General features: G+C 74.0%; 20 protein-coding genes and 1 pseudogene. 14 read left to right on the forward strand and 7 right to left on the reverse strand.

What is annotated here, in order from left to right; translation table 11 throughout:
* Positions 1-120: 120 nt before the first annotated feature.
* The 3 genes and pseudogenes from ACIBJF_RS25820 to ACIBJF_RS25830 form a co-directional block, all read left to right on the forward strand.
* Complete coding sequence (locus ACIBJF_RS25820) at positions 121-1,638, forward strand: aromatic amino acid ammonia-lyase (protein WP_399177054.1); 1,518 nt, start codon at positions 121-123, stop codon at positions 1,636-1,638.
* Positions 1,635-2,537: a MurR/RpiR family transcriptional regulator gene (locus ACIBJF_RS25825; RefSeq protein ID WP_399177056.1), complete on the forward strand. Its 903-nt coding sequence runs from the start codon at positions 1,635-1,637 to the stop codon at positions 2,535-2,537. The genes ACIBJF_RS25820 and ACIBJF_RS25825 overlap by 4 nt, the downstream gene beginning before the upstream one ends.
* A 93-nt stretch (positions 2,538-2,630) precedes the next feature.
* A pseudogene (locus tag ACIBJF_RS25830) lies at positions 2,631-3,212 on the forward strand (hypothetical protein); the annotation flags it as partial.
* 16 nt (positions 3,213-3,228) lie between these two features.
* Here the strand turns inward: ACIBJF_RS25830 and ACIBJF_RS25835 are convergent.
* The 5 genes from ACIBJF_RS25835 to ACIBJF_RS25855 all read right to left on the reverse strand — a co-directional run bounded on the left by ACIBJF_RS25835 (position 3,229) and on the right by ACIBJF_RS25855 (position 6,977).
* Positions 3,229-3,603, reverse strand: a complete 375-nt coding sequence (locus ACIBJF_RS25835) for a hypothetical protein (protein ID WP_356311675.1) — start codon at positions 3,601-3,603, stop codon at positions 3,229-3,231.
* Between the two features lie 20 nt (positions 3,604-3,623).
* The gene (locus tag ACIBJF_RS25840) at positions 3,624-4,139 is read right to left on the reverse strand and encodes a roadblock/LC7 domain-containing protein (RefSeq protein WP_399177059.1); all 516 of its coding nucleotides are present in this window, start codon (positions 4,137-4,139) and stop codon (positions 3,624-3,626) included.
* Positions 4,140-4,170: 31 nt separating this feature from the next.
* Complete coding sequence (locus tag ACIBJF_RS25845; RefSeq protein ID WP_399177061.1) at positions 4,171-4,974, reverse strand: transcriptional regulator; 804 nt, start codon at positions 4,972-4,974, stop codon at positions 4,171-4,173.
* Positions 4,971-5,357, reverse strand: a complete 387-nt coding sequence (locus tag ACIBJF_RS25850) for a hypothetical protein (RefSeq protein WP_399177063.1) — start codon at positions 5,355-5,357, stop codon at positions 4,971-4,973. The genes ACIBJF_RS25845 and ACIBJF_RS25850 overlap by 4 nt, the downstream gene beginning before the upstream one ends.
* A 180-nt stretch (positions 5,358-5,537) precedes the next feature.
* Positions 5,538-6,977 carry a diaminopimelate decarboxylase gene (locus tag ACIBJF_RS25855; RefSeq protein ID WP_399177065.1) on the reverse strand — a complete coding sequence of 480 codons (1,440 nt, stop codon included), beginning with the start codon at positions 6,975-6,977 and terminating at the stop codon, positions 5,538-5,540.
* 106 nt (positions 6,978-7,083) lie between these two features.
* On the opposite strand from ACIBJF_RS25855, the gene hutU reads away from it, so the two are divergent.
* Genes hutU through hutI form a run of 4 tightly spaced genes read left to right on the forward strand, consistent with a single transcriptional unit; the run spans position 7,084 to position 12,501 of the window.
* The gene (hutU, locus tag ACIBJF_RS25860; protein WP_399177066.1) at positions 7,084-8,748 is read left to right on the forward strand and encodes a urocanate hydratase; all 1,665 of its coding nucleotides are present in this window, start codon (positions 7,084-7,086) and stop codon (positions 8,746-8,748) included.
* Positions 8,745-9,962, forward strand: a complete 1,218-nt coding sequence (locus ACIBJF_RS25865) for an allantoate amidohydrolase (RefSeq protein WP_399177068.1) — start codon at positions 8,745-8,747, stop codon at positions 9,960-9,962. Before hutU ends, ACIBJF_RS25865 begins: the two co-directional genes overlap by 4 nt.
* On the forward strand, positions 9,959-11,296 hold the full coding sequence (locus ACIBJF_RS25870; protein ID WP_399177070.1) for a formimidoylglutamate deiminase: 1,338 nt from the start codon (positions 9,959-9,961) through the stop codon (positions 11,294-11,296). Before ACIBJF_RS25865 ends, ACIBJF_RS25870 begins: the two co-directional genes overlap by 4 nt.
* A gap of 29 nt (positions 11,297-11,325) precedes the next feature.
* Positions 11,326-12,501, forward strand: coding sequence for an imidazolonepropionase (gene hutI, locus ACIBJF_RS25875; protein WP_399177071.1), 1,176 nt, complete (start codon positions 11,326-11,328; stop codon positions 12,499-12,501).
* 30 nt (positions 12,502-12,531) lie between these two features.
* On the opposite strand, the gene ACIBJF_RS25880 is transcribed toward hutI, so the two are convergent.
* Complete coding sequence (locus ACIBJF_RS25880) at positions 12,532-14,100, reverse strand: RICIN domain-containing protein (protein WP_399177073.1); 1,569 nt, start codon at positions 14,098-14,100, stop codon at positions 12,532-12,534.
* Between the two features lie 310 nt (positions 14,101-14,410).
* The gene (locus tag ACIBJF_RS25885; protein ID WP_351807442.1) at positions 14,411-15,307 is read right to left on the reverse strand and encodes an RNA polymerase sigma factor SigF; all 897 of its coding nucleotides are present in this window, start codon (positions 15,305-15,307) and stop codon (positions 14,411-14,413) included.
* Between the two features lie 244 nt (positions 15,308-15,551).
* Here ACIBJF_RS25885 and ACIBJF_RS25890 point away from each other — a divergent pair, with 244 nt between their 5' ends.
* The 7 genes from ACIBJF_RS25890 (at position 15,552) to ACIBJF_RS25920 (ending at position 23,191) form a co-directional block, all read left to right on the forward strand.
* Positions 15,552-15,929: an STAS domain-containing protein gene (locus ACIBJF_RS25890; RefSeq protein WP_399177075.1), complete on the forward strand. Its 378-nt coding sequence runs from the start codon at positions 15,552-15,554 to the stop codon at positions 15,927-15,929.
* A 306-nt stretch (positions 15,930-16,235) separates the two neighbouring features.
* On the forward strand, positions 16,236-16,805 hold the full coding sequence (locus ACIBJF_RS25895) for an ATP-binding protein (protein WP_399177076.1): 570 nt from the start codon (positions 16,236-16,238) through the stop codon (positions 16,803-16,805).
* Positions 16,806-17,133: 328 nt separating this feature from the next.
* Positions 17,134-18,417 carry a serine--tRNA ligase gene (gene serS / locus ACIBJF_RS25900; protein WP_399177078.1) on the forward strand — a complete coding sequence of 428 codons (1,284 nt, stop codon included), beginning with the start codon at positions 17,134-17,136 and terminating at the stop codon, positions 18,415-18,417.
* A 174-nt stretch (positions 18,418-18,591) separates the two neighbouring features.
* Positions 18,592-19,257 (forward strand): LPXTG cell wall anchor domain-containing protein, encoded by a 666-nt coding sequence (locus ACIBJF_RS25905; protein WP_399177080.1) that lies wholly within the window; start codon positions 18,592-18,594, stop codon positions 19,255-19,257.
* 201 nt (positions 19,258-19,458) lie between these two features.
* A complete protein-coding gene (locus tag ACIBJF_RS25910) occupies positions 19,459-20,847 on the forward strand; it encodes a hypothetical protein (protein WP_399177082.1) in 1,389 nt (462 codons plus the stop codon).
* Positions 20,844-21,923, forward strand: a complete 1,080-nt coding sequence (locus tag ACIBJF_RS25915) for a hypothetical protein (RefSeq protein ID WP_399177084.1) — start codon at positions 20,844-20,846, stop codon at positions 21,921-21,923. Before ACIBJF_RS25910 ends, ACIBJF_RS25915 begins: the two co-directional genes overlap by 4 nt.
* The gene (locus tag ACIBJF_RS25920; RefSeq protein ID WP_399177085.1) at positions 21,920-23,191 is read left to right on the forward strand and encodes a hypothetical protein; all 1,272 of its coding nucleotides are present in this window, start codon (positions 21,920-21,922) and stop codon (positions 23,189-23,191) included. The genes ACIBJF_RS25915 and ACIBJF_RS25920 overlap by 4 nt, the downstream gene beginning before the upstream one ends.
* Positions 23,192-23,240: the final 49 nt, after the last annotated feature.

Raw genomic sequence — 23,240 nt, forward strand, 5'->3', positions numbered from 1 at the left:
TATAACGTCATGCAGAGTTCTTGGTGTGTGAATAGCTTGTCAACGGTTCAGCGTTAATCCGCTGTAACGGATGACCGAAGAACAAGAACAGCTGTCCGGATTGAGGAGTGTTTGGGCGTGATGTCGTCTCGCATCGTGGACGCGCCGATGTCTGTGCCGTCCGCGCGGTCCATGGCCGTGGCCCTGGACGGTTCCGGACTCGGCGTCGAGGACGTCGTGCGGCTCGCCGACGGCGCCGTGCGTCCCGTCCCCGAGGCCGAGGCGATGCGGCGCGTGGAGCGCTCCTGGAACGCCGCCCGGCAGATCGCCGCCACCGGGCGCGTCTACGGCCGCTCCACCGGCGTGGGCGCCAACCGGAACGAGGACGTGCCCACCGAGGCCGCCGCCGGCCACGGTCTGCGGCTGCTGCGCAGCCACGCCGGCGCGATCGGCGAGGAGCTCCCCGCCCGCCAGGTGCGGGCCATGCTCGCCGTCCGCGCCAACCAGCTGCTGGCCGGCGGCGCGGGCCTCAGGCCCGGCGTGGTCACCGCCCTGTGCGAGGCCCTGGAGACCGGCGCGCACCCGGTCGTCAACGAGTTCGGCTCCGTCGGCACCGGCGACATCGCGGCCCTCGCCCAGGTCGGGCTCGCACTCGCCGGGGAACACCCCTGGCGCGGCGCCGGCGCCCCCGAGCCGCAGCCCCTCGACAACAACGACGCCCTCGCCCTGATCAGCAGCAACGCCCTCACCCTCGGCCAGTCCGCGCTCGCCCTGCACGAACTGCGCGGGCTCATCGGCGCCACCCAGGTCGTCGCGGCGCTGTCCCTGCTCGCCGTCGACGGCTCCCACGAGGCGTACGCCGCCCCCGTGCACGCCGCCCGCCCGCACCGGGGCAGCACCGAGGTGGCCCGGCGGATGCGGCAGCTGATCGGCGCCGCCGACCGGCCGACCCCGCCGCTCGGCCGGATCCAGGACCCCTACGGCTTCCGCTGCCTGCCCCAGATCCACGGCCCGGCACACGACGCCGCCGACGCCCTGGAGCAGGTCCTCACCGTGGAGATCAACGCGGCCGCCGAGAACCCGCTCATCGCCCCCGAGGACCTCGCCGCCTACCACCACGGCGGCTTCTACCAGGCCCAACTGGCGCTGGCCCTGGACCACTTCAGGCTCGCGCTGACCCAGGTGGCCCGGCTGTCCACGTCCCGCCTGTCCACGCTCAACGAGCCCGCCTACACCCGGCTGCGCCCCTTCCTCGCCGACCACGAGCCGGCCTCCTCCGGCGTGATGATCCTGGAGTACGCGGCCGGAGCGGCCCTCGGCGATCTGCGGGCCTTCTCCGCGCCCGCCTCGCTCGGCCACGCTGTACTCTCCCGGGGCGTCGAGGAACAGGCGAGCTTCGCCTCGCTCGCCGCGCGGCAGACCCTGCGCGCGTGCGGTGCGTATCGTCTGGTGGTCGGCTGCGAACTGGTGGCCGCCGTCCGCGCGCTGCGCCAGCGCGATCTGCGGCCCGACCCCGGGCTGCCGGTCGGCCGGGCGTTCGCGCTCGCCGAGTCGGTCCTCGATCCCGACCCGGCCGACCGGCCGCTCACGGACGACGTGACGGAGGCGGCCGCACTGCTCGACCGGTTCACGGACATCTGGAGGGGGAGCGCGTCATGAGCGTGGACAGGGTGGACAGGGGTGTGGGCAGGGGTGTGGACAGGAGTGCCGAGGCGGCGGGCCTGACGGACAGCCCCGCCAACCGGCTGCAGGCGCTCTTCGAGGGGCACCGGCTCACGCCGACCCAGCGCCGTATCGCGCACAGCATGGTCCGGCGGGCCGCCGACGTGCCCTTCCTGTCCAGCGTGGAGCTGGCCGAGCTGGCCGGGGTCAGCCAGCCGTCGGTGACCCGGTTCGCCGTGGCGCTCGGCTTCGACGGCTATCCGGCGCTGCGCAAGCACCTGCGCGAGGTCGTACCCGCCGAGCCGGCCGCCGAGGCCGGCGCCTTCAACGAGTACCAGCAGGCCGTCGAGGCCGAGATCGAGAACCTGAGGCACCTCGCCGACCTGCTCGCCGACCCGCGCCCGGTGCAGAGGGCCGGCCGGATCCTGGCCGCCTCCCGCCCGCTGCCGGTGCTCGGCCTGCGCGCCGCCGCCTCCCAGGCGTACGGCTTCGCCTACTTCGCCGCCAAGGTCCACCCGGACGTCCGGCTGCTCAACGAGGGCGGCACCATGATCCAGGACCGGATCGACGCGGCCGTCCGCGCGGGCGCCTCCGCACTGCTGTGCTTCGCCCTGCCCCGGCATCCGCGCGAGGTCGTCGACACCCTCGCCTACGCCAAGGACGTCGGCCTGACGACCGTCACGGTCGCCGACTCCGCCTTCGCGCCGGTCGCCAAGTACTCCGACCTGCTGCTGCCCGCCGCCGTGGGCACCGGGCTCGCCTTCGACACCGCGTGCGCGCCGATGCTGCTCGGACGGGTGCTCCTGGAGGCGGTCTGCGACGACCTGCCCCAGGCGCAGGCCCGGCTGGAGGAGTTCGACGCGAAGGCGGCGGCGCGCGGCCTCTTCGTGGAATAGGGGCCGTCCGCTCTCAGATTCGTCTCACGTTCGGCCGCTAGCGTCCCGACGACACTCAAGGCGCTTTGCGGACACGTGACACGGGAGGCTGACGTGGCGCGCGGAGGACAGGGGCTGGCCCGGGTGGCCGTCGTCGTACGGGCGGGGGCCGCACCGCTGTGGTGGTTCGGGGTGTGCGCCGCCGGGATCGGGGTGCTGCCGCCCGGGCTGACCGGGCGGCGGATCGGGGTGCTCGCCGGGGCGGCGCTGTTCCTCGTCGGCGCGGCGGCCGCGGCGCTGGTGCGCCGGGGCCGGTACGGCGCCCTCGCCCGCGGCGCGGCCCGCGCGGGCAAGTACGACGTGCTGCAGGACCGGGCGGTGACCGTGCGCAACTGGCGCCGGGGCCACCGCTGGTGGCTGCTGTCGGCCTTCGCCGCCGCGCTCGGCTCCTCCTTCGCGGTGCCGGTGGCCGGCGGCATGCTGCTGGCCGGGCTCGGCACCGGGCTGCGGCTGAAGGCCGCCTGGCTCGGGCGCCGCGAACGCGCCGAGCAGACGCTGCTGTGGGTGCGCGTCGACTGGCTCGACCAGCGCGGCGGCAGCCCGGCGGGCAAGGCCGTGAAGGGCCTGCGCGGTACGGGCATCGCGGCCGGCGACGCGGCCCCGGGCGGGGCCCGCCGCCGTACCGCGGCCCTGGTCCAGGCCTCGCCGGGGCTCAGACCTCCAGTTCCTGCTCGATCTTCCTCAGCTGGTGCCGGGCCATCGCCAGGTTGGCCCGGGAGGCGTCGAGGACCAGGTAGAGGAACAGGCCGTTGCCGCCCCGGCTGTTGAGCAGGCGGATCAGGTGGTACTGGTCGGACAGCGTGATCAGGATGTCCTCGATCCCGCCCTTGAGGCCCAGCATCTCCATCGTGCGCATCTTGGCGCGGACCACGTCGGTGTTGCCCGCGGCGGCCACGTTCAGGTCGAAGCTCTTGCTGCCGCCCATCGTGCCCAGCGCCATGCCGCTGGTGTAGTCGACGAGCGCGACGCCGGTGGCGCCCTCGATGGAGGTGAGGGCTTCCTTCAGCGCGGTCTCGGTGTTGGCCATGGTGGATCCTCTCGAACGGTTCAACTGTCGGTCGCGGTGCGCGCGTCGGCGCTTGCCGCGCGGGGCGTGCGGGTCGTGCGGGTACGGGTGGTCGGGGGTGTGGTGCTGACGGCGCCCAGCGGCCGCCCGGCGCGCCGGGCCTGTCGGGCCGCGGCGTCGGCGGCGTCGAGCAGCTCCCCGACGCGGGCCCCGGCGCGGCGGCCCTCCAGGTGCAGCCGGCCGACGTTGACCCGGTCCTGGGCGAGCAGGGTCAGTACGGCGGTGCGGCCGGCCGCGTAGGTGGCGACATAGCCGCGCTCGCCGCGCACCAGCAGCTCCCGGAAGCCGCCGTTGCCGGTGGCGTCGGCGACCCGCACGGCGACGCCGAGCGCGGCGGCGGTGAGGGCGGCGAGGCCCTCCGGGTCGACTCCGGGCGTGTCGTGGGCGACGACGAGACCGTCGACGCCGGCCGCCAGGGCGCCGGTGAGCTGCGGCACCCGGTTGCGCAGCTGGTGCAGTTCGGCCAGGACGGCCTCGAGGTCCTCCTCGGACACCATCAGCTCTCTCCTCTCGGCGGTGCGGGGCCGTTCAAAGTGCCTCCAGCGCATCCCTGAGCCTCTTCAGCAGCGCGATGTCGGGGTCGGTGACCGGGGGTAGAGGCGGCGGTGCGGGCGCCGCCGGCCGGGGTGCGACATGGCCGGCCGCCACGAGCCGGCGTACGTCCACCAGCGTGTGGAAGGCCTGCCGGCCCAGGTTCCGGGCGATCTGGGTGGCCGTGCGGACGCCGTCCACGCGGTCCAGGACCGCCCGCTGCCGGGGCCTGACCGGCGCGGTGGCGGCCCGTCCGGCGGCCGGGGCCGCGCGGATCAGCGGGGCGCTGTCGGCGGCCGGGTCGGGCCACAGCCGGTGCAGCAGCAGGCGGCGGCGCAGCGTCTCGCGTTCCAGGGCGACGACCGGGACCGAGGGCAGCGGGCCTAGGCGGGGCGCGCGGTCGTAGCGGAAGCGGCCCGGGGCGCTGCTCGGGGCCAGCGCGAAGTACCCGGCGTCGTAGAGCGCGTCCAGGTGGCACAGCTCCAGCGCGCCCGCGGGTAACAGTCCGGAGTCCAGCAGGAGTTCGGCGGCGTGCAGCGGGCCGGAGGTCTCGGCGGCGGCCTGCTGCCAGGCGGTGGCCGCGAGAGTGTTGTGGGCCGTCAGGAGCACGTCGAGACCGGGGGCGAACGGGCTCTCCGCGTGCACCACCCGGCCCTCGGCGAGGTACAGGGTGCCGTGCTCGCGGACCAGGACGCCGGTGGCCCGTTCCTCGGCGAGCCGGGTCAGCATCGGCGACAGCGCCCCGCCGGCCGACCTGTCCCGCACCGGCAGGGGCGGCGGAGGTATCTCGGCCACGGTCATCCCAGCACCAGCCGGGCCGCCATCTCGCCGAGCCGGATCCGGGCGAGCGCGAGATTGCCCTCCTCGCGGCCGAGCCACAGGTGCAGGAAGACGCTGCTGTCGAAGGACGTGTCCACGAATCTCAGCAGGTGGTAGCTGTCGCGGTTGCTGACGATCACATCCTCGACGGGCGGGTGCCCCTCGTCGGACTGGGTCGCGAAGGCGCCGTGCTCGGCGGCCATCCGGGCCAGTTCGGCGGCCTCGGCGGCGGTCGTCTCGTGATCGCCGCCGGGCGCCTCCCCGACCGTGCCGAGGGCCAGTCCGCTCGTCCAGTCCACCAGTGCCGCTCCCCGGGCACCGGGCAATCGCATCGCTTCCAGCAGGCACTCGTCGATTCCGGGCACCGGTGGCTCCCCTCCCGCCTGGTTCTCCGGCTGAGTGACAGCGACACTACGCACCGTGCGCGGGGAAGGTGGAGCCTTTGGCATTTTCCAGTGGAACATGCTTCCGGCGTACTAATGTGGGTCAACTGGCCTCTGCGTCAGGGGAGTTGATCCATTTGTTCGAGGGGTGCCGGGGGTGCGTCAACGGCTTCCCGGTGCTCGGAGGGTGGTGAGCGCGTCCGCGTGCGCCCCGCCGGACTCCGCCACCACCTCGGCGATGGTCTGCGGCTCCCGTACGACCGCGAAGGCGACGCCTCCCGAGCCGTCCGGCGCGAAGCCGTAGATGCCCGGCCGGACAAGGGAGTTGTAGGCGTAGTGGTGGGCGAAGTAGTACGCGCCCGTGTCCAGCGCCGCCGCGTAGTCGCCCTGCTCCAGGAGGGGCAGCGCCCGCCCCTCCGCCAGCAGGTCGCCCGAGAAGCAGGCCGGCCCGGCCACGTCCTGCACCACCTCCGGGCCCGGCTTCGGCCGTCCCTTGGCGTCGTACGCGGCGATCCTCAGCGGCCACGCTTCCGGCGCGTACACCGTCCGCGTCGCCACCTGCACGCCGGCGTGCGTCACCGCGATCCGCCGGCCGCCCGCGCTCTTGGCGTACTCCACCCGGGCCACCATCGTCCCCTGTTTGGCCAGCAGCGACCGCCCGAACTCGGTCACGAGCCCGTACCGCCCGTCGAACAGTCCCGGCACCTCCTCGGCCAGCAGCCGGCCGTACTGCGCGTACGAGGGCGCCGTCGCCTCGGCCGCGAAGTTCACCGGCAGCCCGCCGCCGATGTCGAGCGTGTCGATCTGCCGCCGCCCCGCCCGCTCGTTGATCTCCTCCGCGAGCGCGTACGTCTCCGCCGCGCCCCGCGCCAGCAGCGCCAGCGGGATGCCCTGCGAGCCGGTGTGCGCGTGCAGCCGGGTCAGCCACGGCCGGTCCAGATACGCCCGTACGACCCACTCGCGCGCCCCCTCGTCGCGCAGCGCCACCCCGAACTTGGAGGTCTCCGTCGCCGTCGAGGTGGCCCCGATCGCGCCACCGCCGACCTGCGGGTTCACCCTCAGGCCGAGCGGGGACCTGGTCGGCGCGGACCGCACCAGGGCGTCCAGCCGGTCCAGCTCCTGCGGGTTGTCGGCGTTCACCGCGATGCCCAGGGCCAGCGCCTCGCGCAGCTCCGCCGGGGTCTTGGCGGGCGAGTCCAGCACGGTGCGGGCCGCCGGCATCCCGGCCGCCCGCACCAGCGCCAGCTCGCCCGGGCTCGCCACCTCCGCGCCGATGCCCGCCTCGTGCAGCAGCCGCAGCACGGGCACCAGCGGGGTCGCCTTCACCGCGAACGCGTGCAGCACCGGCGTCCCGGGCGGCACGACCGCGTCGAACGCCGCCCGCAGCGCCGCCGCCGACTGACGGATCCCGGCCACGTCCAGCAGCCCCACCACGGCCGCGTCCGGCCCGAGCAGCCCCTGTTCCACGGCGGCCCGCACCGCCTCGTCCCGCCGCGCGGCGCGCTCCCGCGCCTCGGTCGCCCCGGCCTCCGCGCCGCCGTACCGGATGTCCCGCTCCACGGCCTCTCCCCTCGTGTCCCCTGGTGTCCGTCTCGGGTACATCCAGCCAAACACCCACGACGCGCGGACGGGGACGCCCCGATGTATTGACTAGTTCTATTCAGAAAGACAGGATGTGAATAGACAGAGCAACAGGAGGAGGCAGACGATGTCGGGACCCCGCCCCGTACGAGCACCGCGCGGCACGGAACTGAGCGCCCTGGGATGGCAGCAGGAAGCCGCGCTGCGCATGCTGCAGAACAATCTCGACCCGGAGGTCGCGGAACACCCCGACAAGCTCGTCGTCTACGGCGGCACGGGCAAGGCCGCCCGTGACTGGCGCTCCTACGACGCGATGGTCCGCACGCTGAAGACCCTCAAGCAGGACGAGACCATGCTGGTCCAGTCCGGCCGCCCGGTCGGCGTGATGCAGACCCACGAGTGGGCCCCGCGCGTCCTGATCGCCAACTCCAACCTGGTCGGCGACTGGGCCAACTGGGAGGAGTTCCGCCGTCTGGAGGCCCTCGGCCTGACCATGTACGGCCAGATGACCGCCGGCTCCTGGATCTACATCGGCACCCAGGGCATCCTCCAGGGCACCTACGAGACCTTCTCCGCCGTCGCCGCGAAGAAGTTCGGCGGCACCCTCGCCGGGACCATCACCCTGACCGCCGGCCTCGGCGGCATGGGCGGCGCCCAGCCCCTCGCCGTGACCATGAACGACGGCGTCGCGATCTGCATCGACTGCGACCCGCGCGCCATCGAGCGCCGCATCGAGCACCGCTACCTGGACGTCAGGGCCGACAACCTCGACCACGCGCTCCAGCTGGCCACCGAGGCCCGCGACCAGCGCAGGCCGCTGTCCATCGGCGTCCTCGGCAACGCGGCCGAGCTGGTCCCGCAGCTGCTCGCGATGAACGCCCCCATCGACATCGTCACCGACCAGACCTCCGCCCACGACCCGCTGTCCTACCTGCCGGTGGGCGTGGCCTTCGAGGACATGGCCGACGCCGCCGCGAAGGACCCGGCCGGCTTCACCACGCGTGCCCGCGAGTCCATGGCGCGTCACGTGGAGGCCATGGTCGGTTTCATGGACGCAGGCGCCGAGGTCTTCGACTACGGCAACTCCATCCGCGGCGAGGCCCAGCTGGCGGGCTACGACCGGGCGTTCGCCTTCCCCGGCTTCGTCCCCGCCTACATCCGGCCGCTGTTCTGCGAGGGCAAGGGCCCGTTCCGCTGGGCCGCCCTGTCCGGCGACCCCGCCGACATCGCCAAGACCGACAAGGCGATCCTGGAGCTGTTCCCGGAGAACGAGTCCCTGGCCCGCTGGATCAAGATGGCCCGCGAGCGCGTCCACTTCCAGGGCCTGCCCGCCCGCATCTGCTGGCTCGGCTACGGCGAGCGCGACAAGGCCGGCGAGCGCTTCAACGACATGGTGGCCTCCGGCGAGCTGGCCGCCCCGCTGGCCATCGGCCGCGACCACTTGGACTGCGGGTCCGTCGCCTCCCCGTACCGCGAGACCGAGGCCATGCTCGACGGATCCGACGCGATCGCCGACTGGCCGCTGCTGAACGCCATGGTGAACGTGGCCTCCGGCGCGTCGTGGGTCTCCATCCACCACGGTGGTGGCGTGGGCATGGGCCGGTCCATTCACGCCGGGCAGGTGACCGTGGCCGACGGTACGAAGCTGGGTGGCGAGAAGATCCGGCGCGTCCTCACCAACGACCCCGGTATGGGTGTCATCCGGCACGTGGACGCCGGGTACGACATCGCGGAGTCGGTGGCCGCGGAGCGCGGTGTCCGGGTGCCCATGCGCGAGGGTGACGACGCGTGAGTTTCCACAGCATGTGGGCGGAGCTGCTGCCGATCGGCCGCAGCTCCGCCTCCGGGGGCTACCGGCGCTACGCCTGGACCGGCGCCGACGCCGACTGCCGGGCGTGGTTCAAGGAGCAGGCCGAGGCACGCGGGTTGACCTACGAGGTCGACCGCAACGGCAACCAGTGGGCCTGGCTCGGTGACCCCGCCGCCGGGGACGCCGTCGTCACTGGGTCCCACCTGGACTCCGTGCCCGACGGTGGCGCCTTCGACGGCCCTCTCGGTGTGGTCTCCTCCTTCGCGGCCCTCGACGAGCTGCGGAGCAGGAACGCGCGGTTCGCCAAGCCCCTGGCCGTCGTCAACTTCGGGGACGAGGAAGGGGCCCGGTTCGGGCTCGCCTGCGTCGGGTCGCGGCTCACCGCCGGGCAGCTGACCGTCGAGCAGGCCCACCGGCTCACCGACGCCGACGGGGTCAGCCTCCCGCAGGCCATGGAGGCCGCCGGACACGACCCCGAGGGCATCGGGGCCGACCCCGAGCGGCTGGCCCGGATCGGCGCCTTCGTCGAGCTGCACGTCGAGCAGGGACGGGCCCTGGACCTGTCCGGCGACCGGGTGGGCATCGCCAGCGCCATCTGGCCGCACGGCCGCTGGAGGTTCGACTTCCGGGGCGAGGCCAACCACGCCGGCACCACCCGGCTGGCCGACCGCCGCGACCCGATGCCGTCCTACGCCGAGACCGTGCTCGCCGCCCGCCGCGAGGCCGAACTCGCCGGTGCCGTCGCCACCTTCGGCAAGATCGCCGTGGAGCCCAACGGGGTCAACGCGATCCCCTCCCTCGTGCGCGGCTGGCTCGACTCCCGCGCCGCCGACCAGGACACCCTGGACACCGTGGTCGGCGGGATCGAGAAGGCCGCACGGGAGCACGCGGACGCCCACGGCATCGACCTGGACGTCGTACGGGAGTCCTTCACGCCCGTCGTCGAGTTCGACCACGCCCTGCGCGACGAGCTCGGCCGCATCCTCGGCAAGGACACCGGCCTGAAGGTGCCCGTCCTCGGGACCGGGGCCGGACACGACGCCGGAATCCTCTCCGGCAGCGTTCCGACCGCCATGCTGTTCGTGCGCAACCCCACCGGTGTCTCGCACTCCCCGGCCGAGTTCGCCGCCGAGGACGACTGCGTGGCCGGGGTGCGCGCGCTCGCCGACGTACTGGAAGGGCTGGCCTGCAGGTGACCAAGCGGACCTACTGGTTGGAGCACGCCTGGCTCGGCCGATGCGTCGAGCCGGGGGTCGTCGTCGAGACCGAGGGCGGGCGGATCGGTGCCGTGCGCACCGGGGCGCCCACCCCGCCGCCCGGCGCCGAGGTGCTGCGCGGGCTCACCCTGCCGGGGCTCGCCAACGCCCACAGCCACGCCTTCCACCGGGCGCTGCGCGGCACCGTCCAGGTCGGCTCCGGCACCTTCTGGACCTGGCGCGAGGTGATGTACTCCGTCGCCGACCACCTGACCCCGGACACCTACCACGCCCTGGCGCGCGCGGTGTACGCCGAGATGGCCCTGGCCGGCGTCACCTGCGTCGGCGAGTTCCACTACGTGCACCACGCGCCCGGCGGCACCCCTTACGCCGACCCCAACGCCATGGGCGAGGCGCTGATCGACGCCGCCGCCGAGGCCGGCATCCGGATCACCCTCCTCGACACCTGCTACCTGTCCTCCGGCTTCGGCGAGGCCCCGAACACCCACCAGCTGCGGTTCTCCGACGGCAGCGCCCAGGCCTGGGCCGAACGCTGTGCAGTTCTCAAGGACCGGGACCACGCGCGGATCGGGGCGGCGATTCACTCCGTACGGGCCGTGCCCGCCGGGCAGTTGGCGACCGTGGCGGAGTGGGCCGGGCAGCGGCGAGCCCCGCTGCATGTGCACCTGTCGGAGCAGACCGCCGAGAACGACGCCTGCCTCGCCGCGCACGGCTGCACGCCCACCCGGCTGCTCGCCGACCACGGCGTCCTCGGGCCGCGCACCACCGGCGTGCACAACACCCATCTCACCGACGAGGACATCGCCCTGCTCGGCGGCTCGGGCACCGGCACCTGCATGTGCCCGACGACCGAGCGCGACCTGGCCGACGGCATCGGCCCGGCCGTCGCCCTGCAGCGGGCCGGCTCCCCGCTCTGTCTCGGCTCCGACAGCCACGCCGTCATCGACCTGCTCGAAGAGGCGCGCGCGATGGAGCTGAACGAGCGGCTGCGCACCCGCACCCGGGGGCACTGGACGGCCGACTCCCTGCTGCGGGCCGCCACTGCCGACGGCCACGCCGCCCTCGGCTGGGACGAGGCCGGCACCCTCGAAGCCGGCGCCCTCGCCGACTTCACCACCATCGCCCTCGACTCGGTCAGGACAGCGGGCCCGCTGCCCAGGCTGGGCGCCGAGACGGCCGTATTCGCGGCGAGCGCGGCGGACGTACGGCATACGGTCGTGGGCGGCCGGCACGTCGTACGGGACGGGGCGCACACCCTCGTACCCGACGTGCCGCGGGCGCTGTCCGCCGCCGTCGAAGCCCTCCGCGGCTGAACCCCGTCGCTCCCCACAAGGACGAGACCATGAGCAGCAGCACCGTCATCACCAACATCGCCACGCTGGTCACCAACGACCCCTCCCTCGGTGACGGCTCCCCCCTCGGTCTGATCCAGGACGCGGCCGTCGTCATCGACGGCGACCGCGTCGCGTGGACCGGTGAATCCAGCAAAGCACCCGCCACTGACAACCGGGTCGACGCGGGCGGCCGGGCGGTGCTGCCGGGCTTCGTGGACTCCCACTCGCACCTGGTCTTCGCCGGGGACCGCACGCAGGAGTTCAACGCCCGCATGTCCGGCCGCTCCTACTCGGCGGGCGGCATCCGCACCACGGTCGCGGCCACCCGGGCGGCGAGCGACGCGGACCTGGAGGCCAACCTGACCCGTTACCTCGACGAGGCCCTCCGCCAGGGCACGACGACCTTCGAGACCAAGTCGGGTTACGGCCTGACCGTCGAGGACGAGTACCGCGCGCTGCGCCTCGCGGCGCGGCACACCGACGAGGTGACGTACCTCGGCGCGCACATCGTCCCGCCCGACTACGCCGACGACCCGGCCGCCTACGTCGCCCTGGTCACCGGCGAGATGCTGGACGCCTGCGCGCCGCACGCCCGCTGGATCGACGTGTTCTGCGAGAAGGGCGCCTTCGACGGCGACCAGGCCCGCGCGATCCTCACGGCCGGCAAGGCGAAGGGCCTGCACCCCCGCATCCACGCCAACCAGCTCTCCTACGGCCCCGGCGTCCAGCTGGCCGTCGAACTGGACGCGGCCAGCGCCGACCACTGCACCCACCTCACGGACGCCGACGTGGACGCGCTCGCCAACGGCGACACGGTGGCCACGCTCCTGCCGGGCGCCGAGTTCTCCACCCGCGCCGAATGGCCGGACGCCCGCCGCCTGCTGGACGCCGGCGTCACGGTCGCCCTCTCCACGGACTGCAACCCGGGCTCGTCCTTCACCTCCTCGCTGCCCTTCTGCATCGCCCTGGCCGTGCGCGACATGCGGATGACCCCGGACGAGGCGGTCTGGTCGGCCACGGCGGGCGGCGCGGCGGCCCTGCGCCGCACCGACATCGGCCGCCTCACCCCCGGCGCCCGGGCCGACCTGACCCTCCTGGACGCCCCCAGCCACGTCCACCTCGCCTACCGCCCGGGCGTGCCCCTGGTCAGCGGGGTGTGGCGGCGCGGCGAACGGGTGGTCTGAGCGGGGACCGGCGGCGGAAGGCGGCCGGGGTCACCGTGCCCCGGCCCGCCACCGCTGCTCTTGGCCGTCGTCCAGGGGCTGCAAAGACACGTCGTATCCGCCGTCCGGGGTCACCGCCGTCTCGATGGCGATGTTCGGGCGGATCGTGCCGTCGGGGTCGACGGTGAAGCGGAGGTTCTCGCCGTTGCCGCCGTAGACCGAGTCGCACGTCCAGATGCCCACGCCGCGGTCGGTCGAGCCCCGGCTGTCCAGGCAGAAGTCGTCGTCGGCCGCCGAGCGCAGCACGCCCAGGTAGGTGTCGAACCTCCAGCGCTGGGTGTCGGCGGAGGAGCAGGGGGCCGTGACGACGTCGTTGCCCCGCGACAGATCGCCGTCGCGGATGTCCAGGCAGCGGCCCGTGGCCAGGTTCACCACCTGGGCGAAGGAGGTGCCGGGGGGTGTGAACGCGGGTGTCGGCTTCGCGGTGGGCTTCCGGGTGCGCGGCGGGTGCGTGGCCGGGCGGGACGGGCTCGGCGAGGGGGACGGGGAGCGGGGGGAGGGGGAGTTCGTGGGGGAGGGCGACGCGGACGGGGTGACGGAGACCGTCGCCGTCACCGTCACCGGTGGCGCCGTGGGCGTCGCGGCCGTCGGCTGCTGGTCGTCGGTGTGGGCCGGGGTGAGGGCGAACACCAGGAGCGGGGTCAGGGCCACGCCCAGGGCCGCCGAGGCCAGCAGGACGCGGCGCCGGGGCGGCCAGGACGGACGCACGGCGGCGGGGCCGGGGGCGGCCGGGGGCTCCCCGGCGCGTATGTACGCCGTTCCGCTCCACGGCAGCAGGCCCTCCGCCAGGGTCTGCCGGGGCGCGTCCCGCAGGGCCCGCAGGTCCTCGAAGGCGGCCGTGCAGTGCGGGCAGCGGGCCATGTGGGCGTCCAGGTCGGGACTGCGGCGCGGGCCGTCGGGCCGTACCGCCTCCTCGATCAGCCGGCGGAAGTCGGCGCAGCGCGGGTCGTCGGAGGCGGCGAGACGGTCGCGCAGGCAGGCCTGGGCCAGGGCCTTGAGGGCCTGCGGGGTGCCGTAGGCCACGTCGACGCCGCTCAGGCCGAGGAAGGCGGCGGTGCGGTCCTGCGCCTCCGCCTCCAGCACGCCGTACCAGATCAGGCCCTGGGTGCGGGAGGGCAGCGAGCGGAACGCCGGGAGCAGGGGCGGGGTGGGGCCCTCGGGCAGGCCGGAGGCGTTCAGGACGAGCAGCAGCCCGGGGTCGACGCCGGCGGAGCGCTCGTCGCGCGCCCAGCCGGTCGCCAGCCGCGCGGTGAGCAGCAGCAGCCGGTGGCGCAGCGGGACGGCCGGGTCGACGCCCCGGGCCGTCTCGCGGGCCGCCGTGGTGAAGACCTCGGCCGCCAGCCGGCGGGCGGCGGACTCGCCCGCCGCGCACAGCCGGGCGTAGGCCAGGACCGCCGGATGGTGCCGGCGGCGCAGTTCCTGCAGCGCGGGGTACGCCGTCGCCGTGGGGGAACGCAGCAGTTCGGTCAGCCGGGCGTCCGGCGCGTCCTCGTGCTCCGCGGGTGCCCCGGTGCCGCCCGCCTCGGTTCCGCCCGTTCCGGCCCCGTCCCCCTGAGCCATGCGTCCAGCCTCCTCGCGCCCCGGGGGACCGCGCCGTTGCGTCCCCGGTCTGACATACCGGCCAGTAGCCAGTTGGGGGGCCATAGTGGTCGAGGGGGACCGCCGGGGAAAGAGGTTTCCGCGGGTAACCACATAACGGTTGGGATCACGGGGCCAGTTGAGCGCAAGAGCGGCCGGGAACCGGGAATGGCGGGCGGAATCGGGGATACCCGTGCCACCCGGAGAGGTGGGTCCGGCGGCGGCAACGCCGCAGCGGCCCGGCACCGGTGGCCGGGCCGCTGCGAAGGCGTCACAGCAGCGGACGCGGAGGTCACTCCTCGATCGTCAGACCCTTGCGCAGCCGTACCAGCGTGCGGGACAGCAGCCGGGACACGTGCATCTGGGAGATGCCGAGTTCCTCGCCGATCTCCGACTGGGTCATGTTCGCCACGAACCGCAGGGAGAGGATCTTCCGGTCCCGTGGCGGGAGCTCGGCGATCAGCGGCTTGAGGGACTCGACGTACTCGATGCCCTCCAGCCCGTGGTCCTCGTATCCGATGCGGTCCGCGAGGGCGCCCTCGGTCTCGTCCTCCTCGGGCTGGGCGTCCAGCGAGGAGGCCGTGTACGCGTTCGAGGCGGCCATGCCCTCGACGACCTCGTCGTTGGAGATGCCGAGCTTCTCGGCGAGCTCCTGGACGGTCGGGGCCCGGTCCAGCCGCTGGGCCAGCTCGTCCCCGGCCTTGGCCAGGTCCAGGCGCAGCTCCTGCAGCCTGCGCGGAACCCGCACGGACCACGAGGTGTCGCGGAAGAAACGCTTGATCTCGCCGATGATGGTCGGCATCGCGAAGGTGGGGAATTCCACCCCGCGGGCGAGTTCGAAGCGGTCGATCGCCTTGATCAGGCCGATGGTGCCGACCTGGATGATGTCCTCCATCGGCTCGCTGCGGGAGCGGAAGCGGGAGGCGGCGAACTTCACCAGCGCGAGGTTGAGCTCGACGAGGGTGTTGCGGACGTACGAGTACTCGTGCGTCCCTTCCTCCAGCGACTGAAGGCGCTCGAAGAGGGTCTTGGACAAGGCCCGCGCGTCGACCGGGCCGATCTCGTCGTAAGGGGGGATCTCCGGGAGTCCCTCGAAGGGGTCGAGGGGGTCGATGGGATGATCCAGTGGTTCCGGTGGGGGTGTCGACGTCGCGATCGGGGTATGCGATTCGTCGAGCCGGGGTGACATGGTGTCCTCCATCGTTCTCGGCATATGGCTGCCGAAGCCGTGCGTGCACTGCGGTGTGCGGCGCCTCCGAAGCCGGCGTGTAGGGGCAGGTGTCCTTACTAGCCCTACCTGCTAGACCGAGGCGATCGCAAGTGCGTTCTGTTCGGATATGTCCGGTTCTGTGAGGTTCTTCGGGTGCCGGAGTGTGCGGGAGGGCGTAATGTTCGAGAGCAGTCAGCGTCCACGACCTCGGGAGAGAGACGGCATGGACCACGGGACGGTCGGCAGCGCACAGTCGGGCCGGCTTCTGGTGGAGGTGCGGGAAGAGGGCTCCAGCGCCGTTGTGACACCGGCGGGTGAGCTCGATCACCACACCGCCGATCTTCTGCGCGAGCCCCTCGACGACCTCTTGGCCAAGGGCTTCTCACGCCTAGTCGTGGACTGCACCCGCCTGGAGTTCTGCGACTCCACGGGTCTCAACGTCCTGCTCGGCGCCCGGCTCAAGGCCGAGGCCGCCGGCGGCGGGGTCCATCTGGCGGGGATGCAGCCGGTGGTCGCCCGTGTGTTCGAGATCACGGGTGCCGAGGCGGTCTTCACCGTCCACGACTCCGTGGAGGCGGCCCTGGCCGACGGCACCGGCTGAGTCCGCCGTCCGCGCCCTTGCCCGTGTGCCACCGGCCGCGGGCGTCCGCACCCGGCACGCCGAAAACGGGGGTGTTGTGCCGTATCGGTCGGGCAGGAGAGGGCAGGAGGAAGACGGGGCACCCCCTGACGACCGCCGGCCCGAACCGCCCCGGGACCGGCGCAACGACTGGACGGACGTACGTGCGACGGACGGGCGAGCAGGACACCCCGCGCGGACGGCGGGCGGGCGACGTACGGACCGGCCGGCACGAAGCGATGCCGGCCGTTGGATCGTGAACCGGTGAATCGGTGAGGTGAAGCGCTGATGAGCACCACCCGGCCTTACCCGCCGGGCGACCGCGGCCCGGAGCCCAGCGGCGCTTCCGGGGCGTCCGAGGGGGATGCGCCGACGCCCGGCGTGCCCACGGGGGCAGCCGCGCCGTCCGTGCCGCCCGGCCCCGCCGACGGCACCCAGGGCACCGGCGGGCCGCAGGTCCGCAGAATCGGCCTGCAGGGCGAGAGCGGGGTCGTCCCGCTCGCCCGCGACTTCACCCGCCAGGCGCTGTACGCGTGGGGCTGGCTGCCCGCCGCGGGCGCCGAGCAGCGGGCCGCGGCCGAGGACGTGCTGCTCGTGGTCTCCGAACTGGTCACCAATGCCTGCCTGCACGCCGAGGGCCCCGACGAACTGCTCCTGGCCTGCGACAACAAGGTGATCCGGGTCGAGGTCTCCGACCACGGCACCGGCCAGCCGGCCCCCCGCACCCCGCACCGCGCCGGCCGCCCCGGCGGCCACGGCATGTTCATCGTGCAGCGGCTGTGTCTGGACTGGGGCGTCGTCCGCGCCGCGGGCCGGCCGGGCAAGACGGTGTGGGCGGAGCTGGGCGCACCGGCGTGAGCCCCGCCACGGCGCCCGGGGAAATTCGCTTTCCCGTGGGTACGGCCCTTCCTACCCTGGGCGCAACGCGCTGACGGAGACGAGTAGCCCGGGCTCAGCGAGCCGAGAGAGCCGCCCCCCGCTGTGAAGGCGGCCTCGCACCCCGGTGTGAATCCCCTCCCGAGTGCGGGGAGGAAATGCCCCGCCGGCCGGCCCCCGTCATCGGGCCCGACGAGGCCGTCGTACGACGGCGAAGGCGTGGTGGCACCGCGAGCACCCTCTCGCCCACGCCCCGAGGGAACCGACCCGGGGCGGACCGTGCCGCCCCGCCGACCAGTTGGGCAGCACCATGCTTGACGTCACCCTCATCCGACAGCACCCCCGACGCGTCCGCGAAGGCCTCGCCAAACGCGGCCTGGACGTGGACCTCGACACCTTTCTCGCCCTCGACCAGCGGCTGCGCGAGGCCCGTACGGCCCTGGAGCGGCTGCGCGGCGAACGGCGCCGCGTCTCGGCGGACGTCGCGGCCCGCCGCCGGGCCGGCGAACCGGCGGACGAACTCCTCGACAGGGCCGCGGAACTGGCCGACCGGGTCGCCGGGGCGACCGCCGCGCACGGCAGGCTGGACGCCGCACACCGCGCGTTCCTCGACGGGCTGCCGAACCTCCCCGATCCGGACGTGCCCGCGGGCGGCAAGGAACACAACGAGGTCGTCCGCACCGGGGGCGCCCGCCCGGAGTTCGCGTTCCCGCCCCGCGACCACGTACGGCTCACCGAGGACCTCGCCCTGGTCGACCACCGGCGCGGCGCCGCGCTCGCCGGCAGCGGCAACTGGGTCTACCGGGGCGAGGGCGCCGCGCTGGAGTGGGCCCTGCTCAACCACTTCCTGGACCGCCACCGCCGGGCCGGGTACACCTTCGTCCTGCCGCCCCACCTGCTGACCTGGCAGGCCGGCTACACCGCCGGCCAGTTCCCGAAGTTCGCGGACGACGTCTTCGTCACCGACCGCGGTGCCGACGGCCGTCCCGAGCGGTTCCTGCTGCCCACCGCCGAGACCGCGCTCGCCGCCCTGCACCACGGCGAGACCCTCGACGAGCGCGAGCTGCCCCTCAAGTACGTGGCCTACACGCCCTGTTACCGCAAGGAGGCCGGTGGCTACCGCACCGCCGAGCGGGGCACCCTGCGCGGCCACCAGTTCAACAAGGTCGAACTGTTCCAGCTCACCCGGCCCGACGGCTCGGACGCGGCCCAGCGGGAACTGCTGGCCGCGGCCGAGCAGTTGGTGACCGACCTCGGACTGCACCACCGGGTCACCCGGCTCGCCGCCGGGGACACCAGCGCCGCGCAGGCCAGTACGTACGACGTCGAGGTGTGGCTGCCGAGCCTCGGCACCTACGCGGAGGTCAGCTCGGTGTCGAACGCCCGCGACTACCAGGCGCGGCGCGGTGGCATCCGGTACCGCCCGGCCGGGGGCGGCAGGGCGGGGTACGTCCACACCCTCAACGCCTCGGGTCTGGCCACCAGCCGTCTGGTGCCGGCCCTCCTGGAACAGCACCAGCGGGCCGACGGCACCATCGCCGTGCCCGAGGTGCTGTGGCGCTGGGGCCTGCCGGAGGTACTGCGCAGGCCGTAGGCCCCGGCCCACCCTCCACTCGGGCCACGCGTCACACACGCCGGATCGTCACAACTCCGGCGTGTGATGCGTCTTCCCTCCTCGCGGCGCCGGGCGTACCTTGACGGCCAAATCTGATACGCCGTCAGGAACTGCTCGCCCGCATGCATCCGGAACGAATGGGGTGGACCGACCGTGTCGTACCCGAAACGCACCGCCGCGCTCGCGTCCGCCGCGGCCCTGGCCGGCTCGGCGGTGCTGCTGTCCGCGCCGGCCGCCCACGCCGACGTCGTCGACGTCAACTACCGCTGCCAGACCCCGATCGGCGTCAAGAGCGCCGTCTCGCCCATCGACATCAAGGGCGTCAAGAGCGGCGGCGGCTACACGATCACCATGTCCTGGCAGAAGGGTGTCTCCTCCAGCCCCGTCGAACTGGGCAAGGGCGCGATGACCCCGAGCGCGAGCATCAGGCTCGGCGGCGCGGACAGCGGCACGCTGCCGGTCAGCGGGCCCGCCAACGCGGCCGCGATCCCCGCCAACACCCCCATCAAGATCAGCGATCTGACCGGCACCTACACGCCGAAGAAGACCGGCAAGGTCACCTTCACGCCGGGCACGCTGATCATCAAGGCGCTCGGCACGACGACGACCTGCACCCCGACCAACAGCCCGAAACCGGGTCTCACCCTGGACGTGACCGCAGCCGGCGGCTCCTCCTCGACGTCCTCCGGCGGACAGCTCCCGCAGACCGGCCCCGAGGACGACGCGATCGCCCTCGGCACACTCGGCGGCACGGTGCTCCTCGCCGGTGCGGCGGGCACCCTCTGGCTGACCCGGCGCGGCCAGCCGTCGCGCCGCTGACCTGGTCCGACGACGGCCGGGGCGCGGGCCGACGGCTCAAGCCCGGGTAACCGCGAAGCCGAGGTCGTCGTCGAGGCCCAGGTCACCCGTTGGAGTCCAGGCCAACCGCTGGAGCCGCCCATGCTGTCCGCCGCCCGCGCCCTGACCCGCGCGCCGAGTCGTGCGCTGCCGCGCCGCCGACGCCCACCAGGGTCGCGCGCCGTGCCCGGGGCTCGTCCCGTCCTGCTCTCTGCCCGCGCCGCCCCGACCCTGGCCCTGTGCCTGTGCGCCCTGCTGGGTGCCGCACCCGGCGCCTTGGCCACGCCCGCGGAGTGGTCCATCGCGCCCGCGGGCGGCGGCCGTCCGTCCTTCTATGCCGAAGGCTCGGCCGGGACGGTCCTGCAGGACACGGTGGTCGTCGTCAACCCCGGGCGGGCGCCGGTCGTCGTACGGCTGTCCGGCACCGGCCTGCGGACCGTGTTCGCCGGCGAGGCCGGGAACGGGATACGCGTCCCGGCCCGCACCCACGCCGAGGTGCCCTTCACGGTGACCGTGCCGGACGGGGCCGCGCCCGGCGACCGCTCCGGTGCCGTCGTCGCGCGGGACACGCGGGGGCGTACGGCGACCGTCCCGGTCCGGCTGCGCGTCGGCGGTCCGGCGCTCGCCGCGCTGACCGTCGAGCACCTCGCCGTGCACGCCGACCGCATCACGTACGAGTTGGTCAACCGCGGTACGACCGTGCTGGCGCCGCGGCTCGCGGTGCGCGCGGACGGGGTCCTCGGGCGGGTCCTGGACCGCGCGCCGCGCACCCTCCCCGTCCACCTGCGCCCCGGCGCCCGCGTGAAGCTCACCGAGCCCTGGCCGGACCGGCCCGCGCTGGACGCGGTCGACGTACGGCTGACGGTCACGGCCCCGGGCGGAGCCCACGACACGGCGACCACGTCGGCCCGGTTCGTGCCGTGGCCGACGGTGGCGGGCGGCGCGTTGTTCGCGGGGGCGGTCGCGGCATTCGCAGTCCGCAGGCGGCGCCGCCCCACGCACTCCGACGATCCGACGCCCAGCGGCTCGACGCCCGGTGTCCCGGCCCCCGACGGCCCGGCGTCGTCCCGGGTCGCCTCCTCCGATCCGGTCACGCCCGGCACCCCGGTCCCCGACGGCCCGGCGTCCCGGCTCCCCTCCTCCGATCCGGTCACGCCCGGCTCTCCGGCCGCACCCGAAGGCCCGGTGACCGGCCCCCCGACGACCGGGGTCCCGAAGCCCGGCCGTCCGACGCCCAGCGGCTCGACGCCTGGTATAGCGGCCCCCCACGGCCCGGCGGCCCAGGTCTGCGTCACCGATTCCTTGACGACCGGCTCCCTGTCCCCCAGCGCCCCGCCACCCGAAGGCCTGGCTCCCGAAGGCGCTGTGACCGACCCCCTGGCGACCGGGGTGCCGAAGCCCGGCCGGGCGATGCCCGACGGCCCGTCAGCCCGACCGGCGCTCGGAGCCTCGAAGCACCCCGAACCCGTCGGACGGCCGCCCACCCGGACGGCACCCGGTGGTGTGCGAGGCGCTGTTGCCGCCGGTGTCCCGTACCTCGGCGGTGAGTTGACGGAAGGTGCGGTGAAGTGAGCGGGAAGGCAAGGATTCTGCGGCCGGTGGCGGTGCTGGTGGCGGTGCTGGCGTTGCTTGGTGGCGGCGGCCCGGCGTATGCGGTGGACCGTCCCGTGGTGAAGCTGTCGGTGACTCAGGCCGGTGCCGGCGGCTCGGTCACCGTCAGCGGGAGTGGCTGGAGGGCGCACACCCTGCTGATGGTGTTGGTGTGCGGGCGGGCCACACCGGACCGGGGTGTCATCGGCGGCACCAACTCCTGCGCCAACGGCGACGGCCGGGCCGTGACCACCGACGCCCAGGGGGCCTTCAGCCGGAAGCTCCCGGTCGCCGAACCTCCCGTGCCCTGCCCCTGTGTGGTGCACGTGGCCACCGTCACCGGCGCCGAGGCGGAGGCGGACGCCGTCCTGCGGGTCGCCGGGCATCCCGTCGCCCCGCTGCCCGCCGAACAGTCCGGGGGACGGCTGGTGATTCTCTCCGACACGCGGCTGACCGGGTCGAGCGGACTGCTCACCTGGTTCGGGGCGCCGCCGAGCCGCACCCTGGTCTTCACCGTCGGCAACACCGGCACCAGCGCGATCAAGGACCCGGTGTTCCAGGTCGGCTCCGCGCACGGCGTCTTCGCCCCGCAGTGGGACGACCGGCAGTGGCACGGCACCCTGGCCCCGGGCCGGAAGGCCGAGGTCAGGCTGCCGGTCGAGCTGACCGCCGGGGCGCACGGCGACTACACCGTCTCCCTGAGGTACACCGGCAGGGTCCTCGCGGAACAGCCGTGGGGCGTGGGCCGCCCCTGGGGCGTGACGCTGTTCTGGACCTTGCTCTGCCTGGTCGTCCCGGCCGCGCTGTTCCGCGTCGGCATGGCCGTGGTGGACCGGGTCCGGCCGCGCCGACCGGGCGCTGCCCGCCTCACCCGCACCCTGCGCCCGCCCCGGCTGCCCCGCACCGGCGGCCGTAGCGCCGAACCGCCCCCCACGAACCCGACCCTGCCGTGGTTCGACTCGGACTCCGTCCCGGGCGACCCGGCCGGCCGGCTCTCCGCACCGCACTCCGACAGCCCGGCGAGTCCCACGACTCCCACCACGAAAGGACCGACGTGAGCATCCGAAGGAGAGGTACGGCCGCGGGCGCCGCGCTGGCGCTGAGCGGTGCGGGCGTCCTGCTGGGCCTCGCCGCGAGCCCCGCGCAGGCGGCCGAGGTGTCGTACGCCACCCACTGTGTGCCGCCCGCCGGCATCAGCCCGATCGACGGCACCACCAAGGTCGAGATCACGGCCCCGGCCACGGCGAAGGTCGGCGACACGGTGGACGTCGTGTGGAAGTTCGTCCAGGCCGCGTCCAAGAACCCCGACATCATCGACCTGCCCGCGAACTCCGTCCAGCCGTCCGGGATCCTGAAGGCGGCCGGGGCACAGGCCGCCGACATCGCGATGCAGGGGATGCGCACGAACCCCGCGATCCCCAAGGGCGGCGCCATGGTGCTGTCCGACATGAAGGGCAGCATCAAGCTGACGACGGCCGGCGAGGTGACGCTGACGCCGGACGCGTACACCGTCAACGCGATGTCGACCGACACCAAGTGCACGCCGAAGGAGACCGTGCAGAAGGCGGCGGCCATCCAGGTCACGGGTGGGGGCGGGGGCGGCACGCCCAGCCCGACGCCGACGCCGTCGACGACCCCCACACCGTCGGCCACGCCGACGACCACGGCCTCCCCGACCGCCACCGGCGGCAGCGGCCAGACCGACTACACCGGCAAGGAGGTGCAGGTCCCCTACGCCTGCAAGACCCCGATCGGCGACAAGAACGCGACCTCCCCGGTGCAGATCAACGCCAGGAGGAACGGCGGGGACTTCGATTTCACCGTGCAGTTCAAGAAGTCGGTGATGAACAGCCCCGCCGACATCCCGAAGGGTTCCGTGAAGCCGTCCATGGAGGTGGTGCTGGGCGGCGCCGACAAGGGCACGGTGCATGTGGAGGGGCCGACGAACGCGAAGGACATCAAGTCCGGCGACCCGATCGAGATCCCCGACCTCACGGGCACCTACAAGCCCGGCGCGAGCGGCACCTCGACCCTGTCCCCGGGCGTCCTGACGGTCAAGGCGCTCGGTACGACCACGACGTGCACGCCGACGAAGACGGAGGTCTCGCTCACCCTGGACACCAGCCGGCAGCAGGGCGGCGCGTCCGGAGGCACGTCCACCTCCGGCGGCTCGACGGGCGGCGGCAGCGCCTCCGGCTCCGGCGGCCTCGCCGAGACCGGCGCGAGCGACCACGGCGCCTTGAAGGCCCTCGGCCTGGTGGCGGGCACGGCGATCCTGCTGGGCGGCGCGGTGTTCACGTTCATGCCGAAGCGAAGGACGCGCTGACTCCCGGACACACGGAAGAGGGCCACCGCATCCGGGGATGCGGTGGCCC

It is taken from the genome of Streptomyces sp. NPDC050743 (assembly GCF_044456925.1).
Lineage (GTDB): Bacteria > Actinomycetota > Actinomycetes > Streptomycetales > Streptomycetaceae > Streptomyces.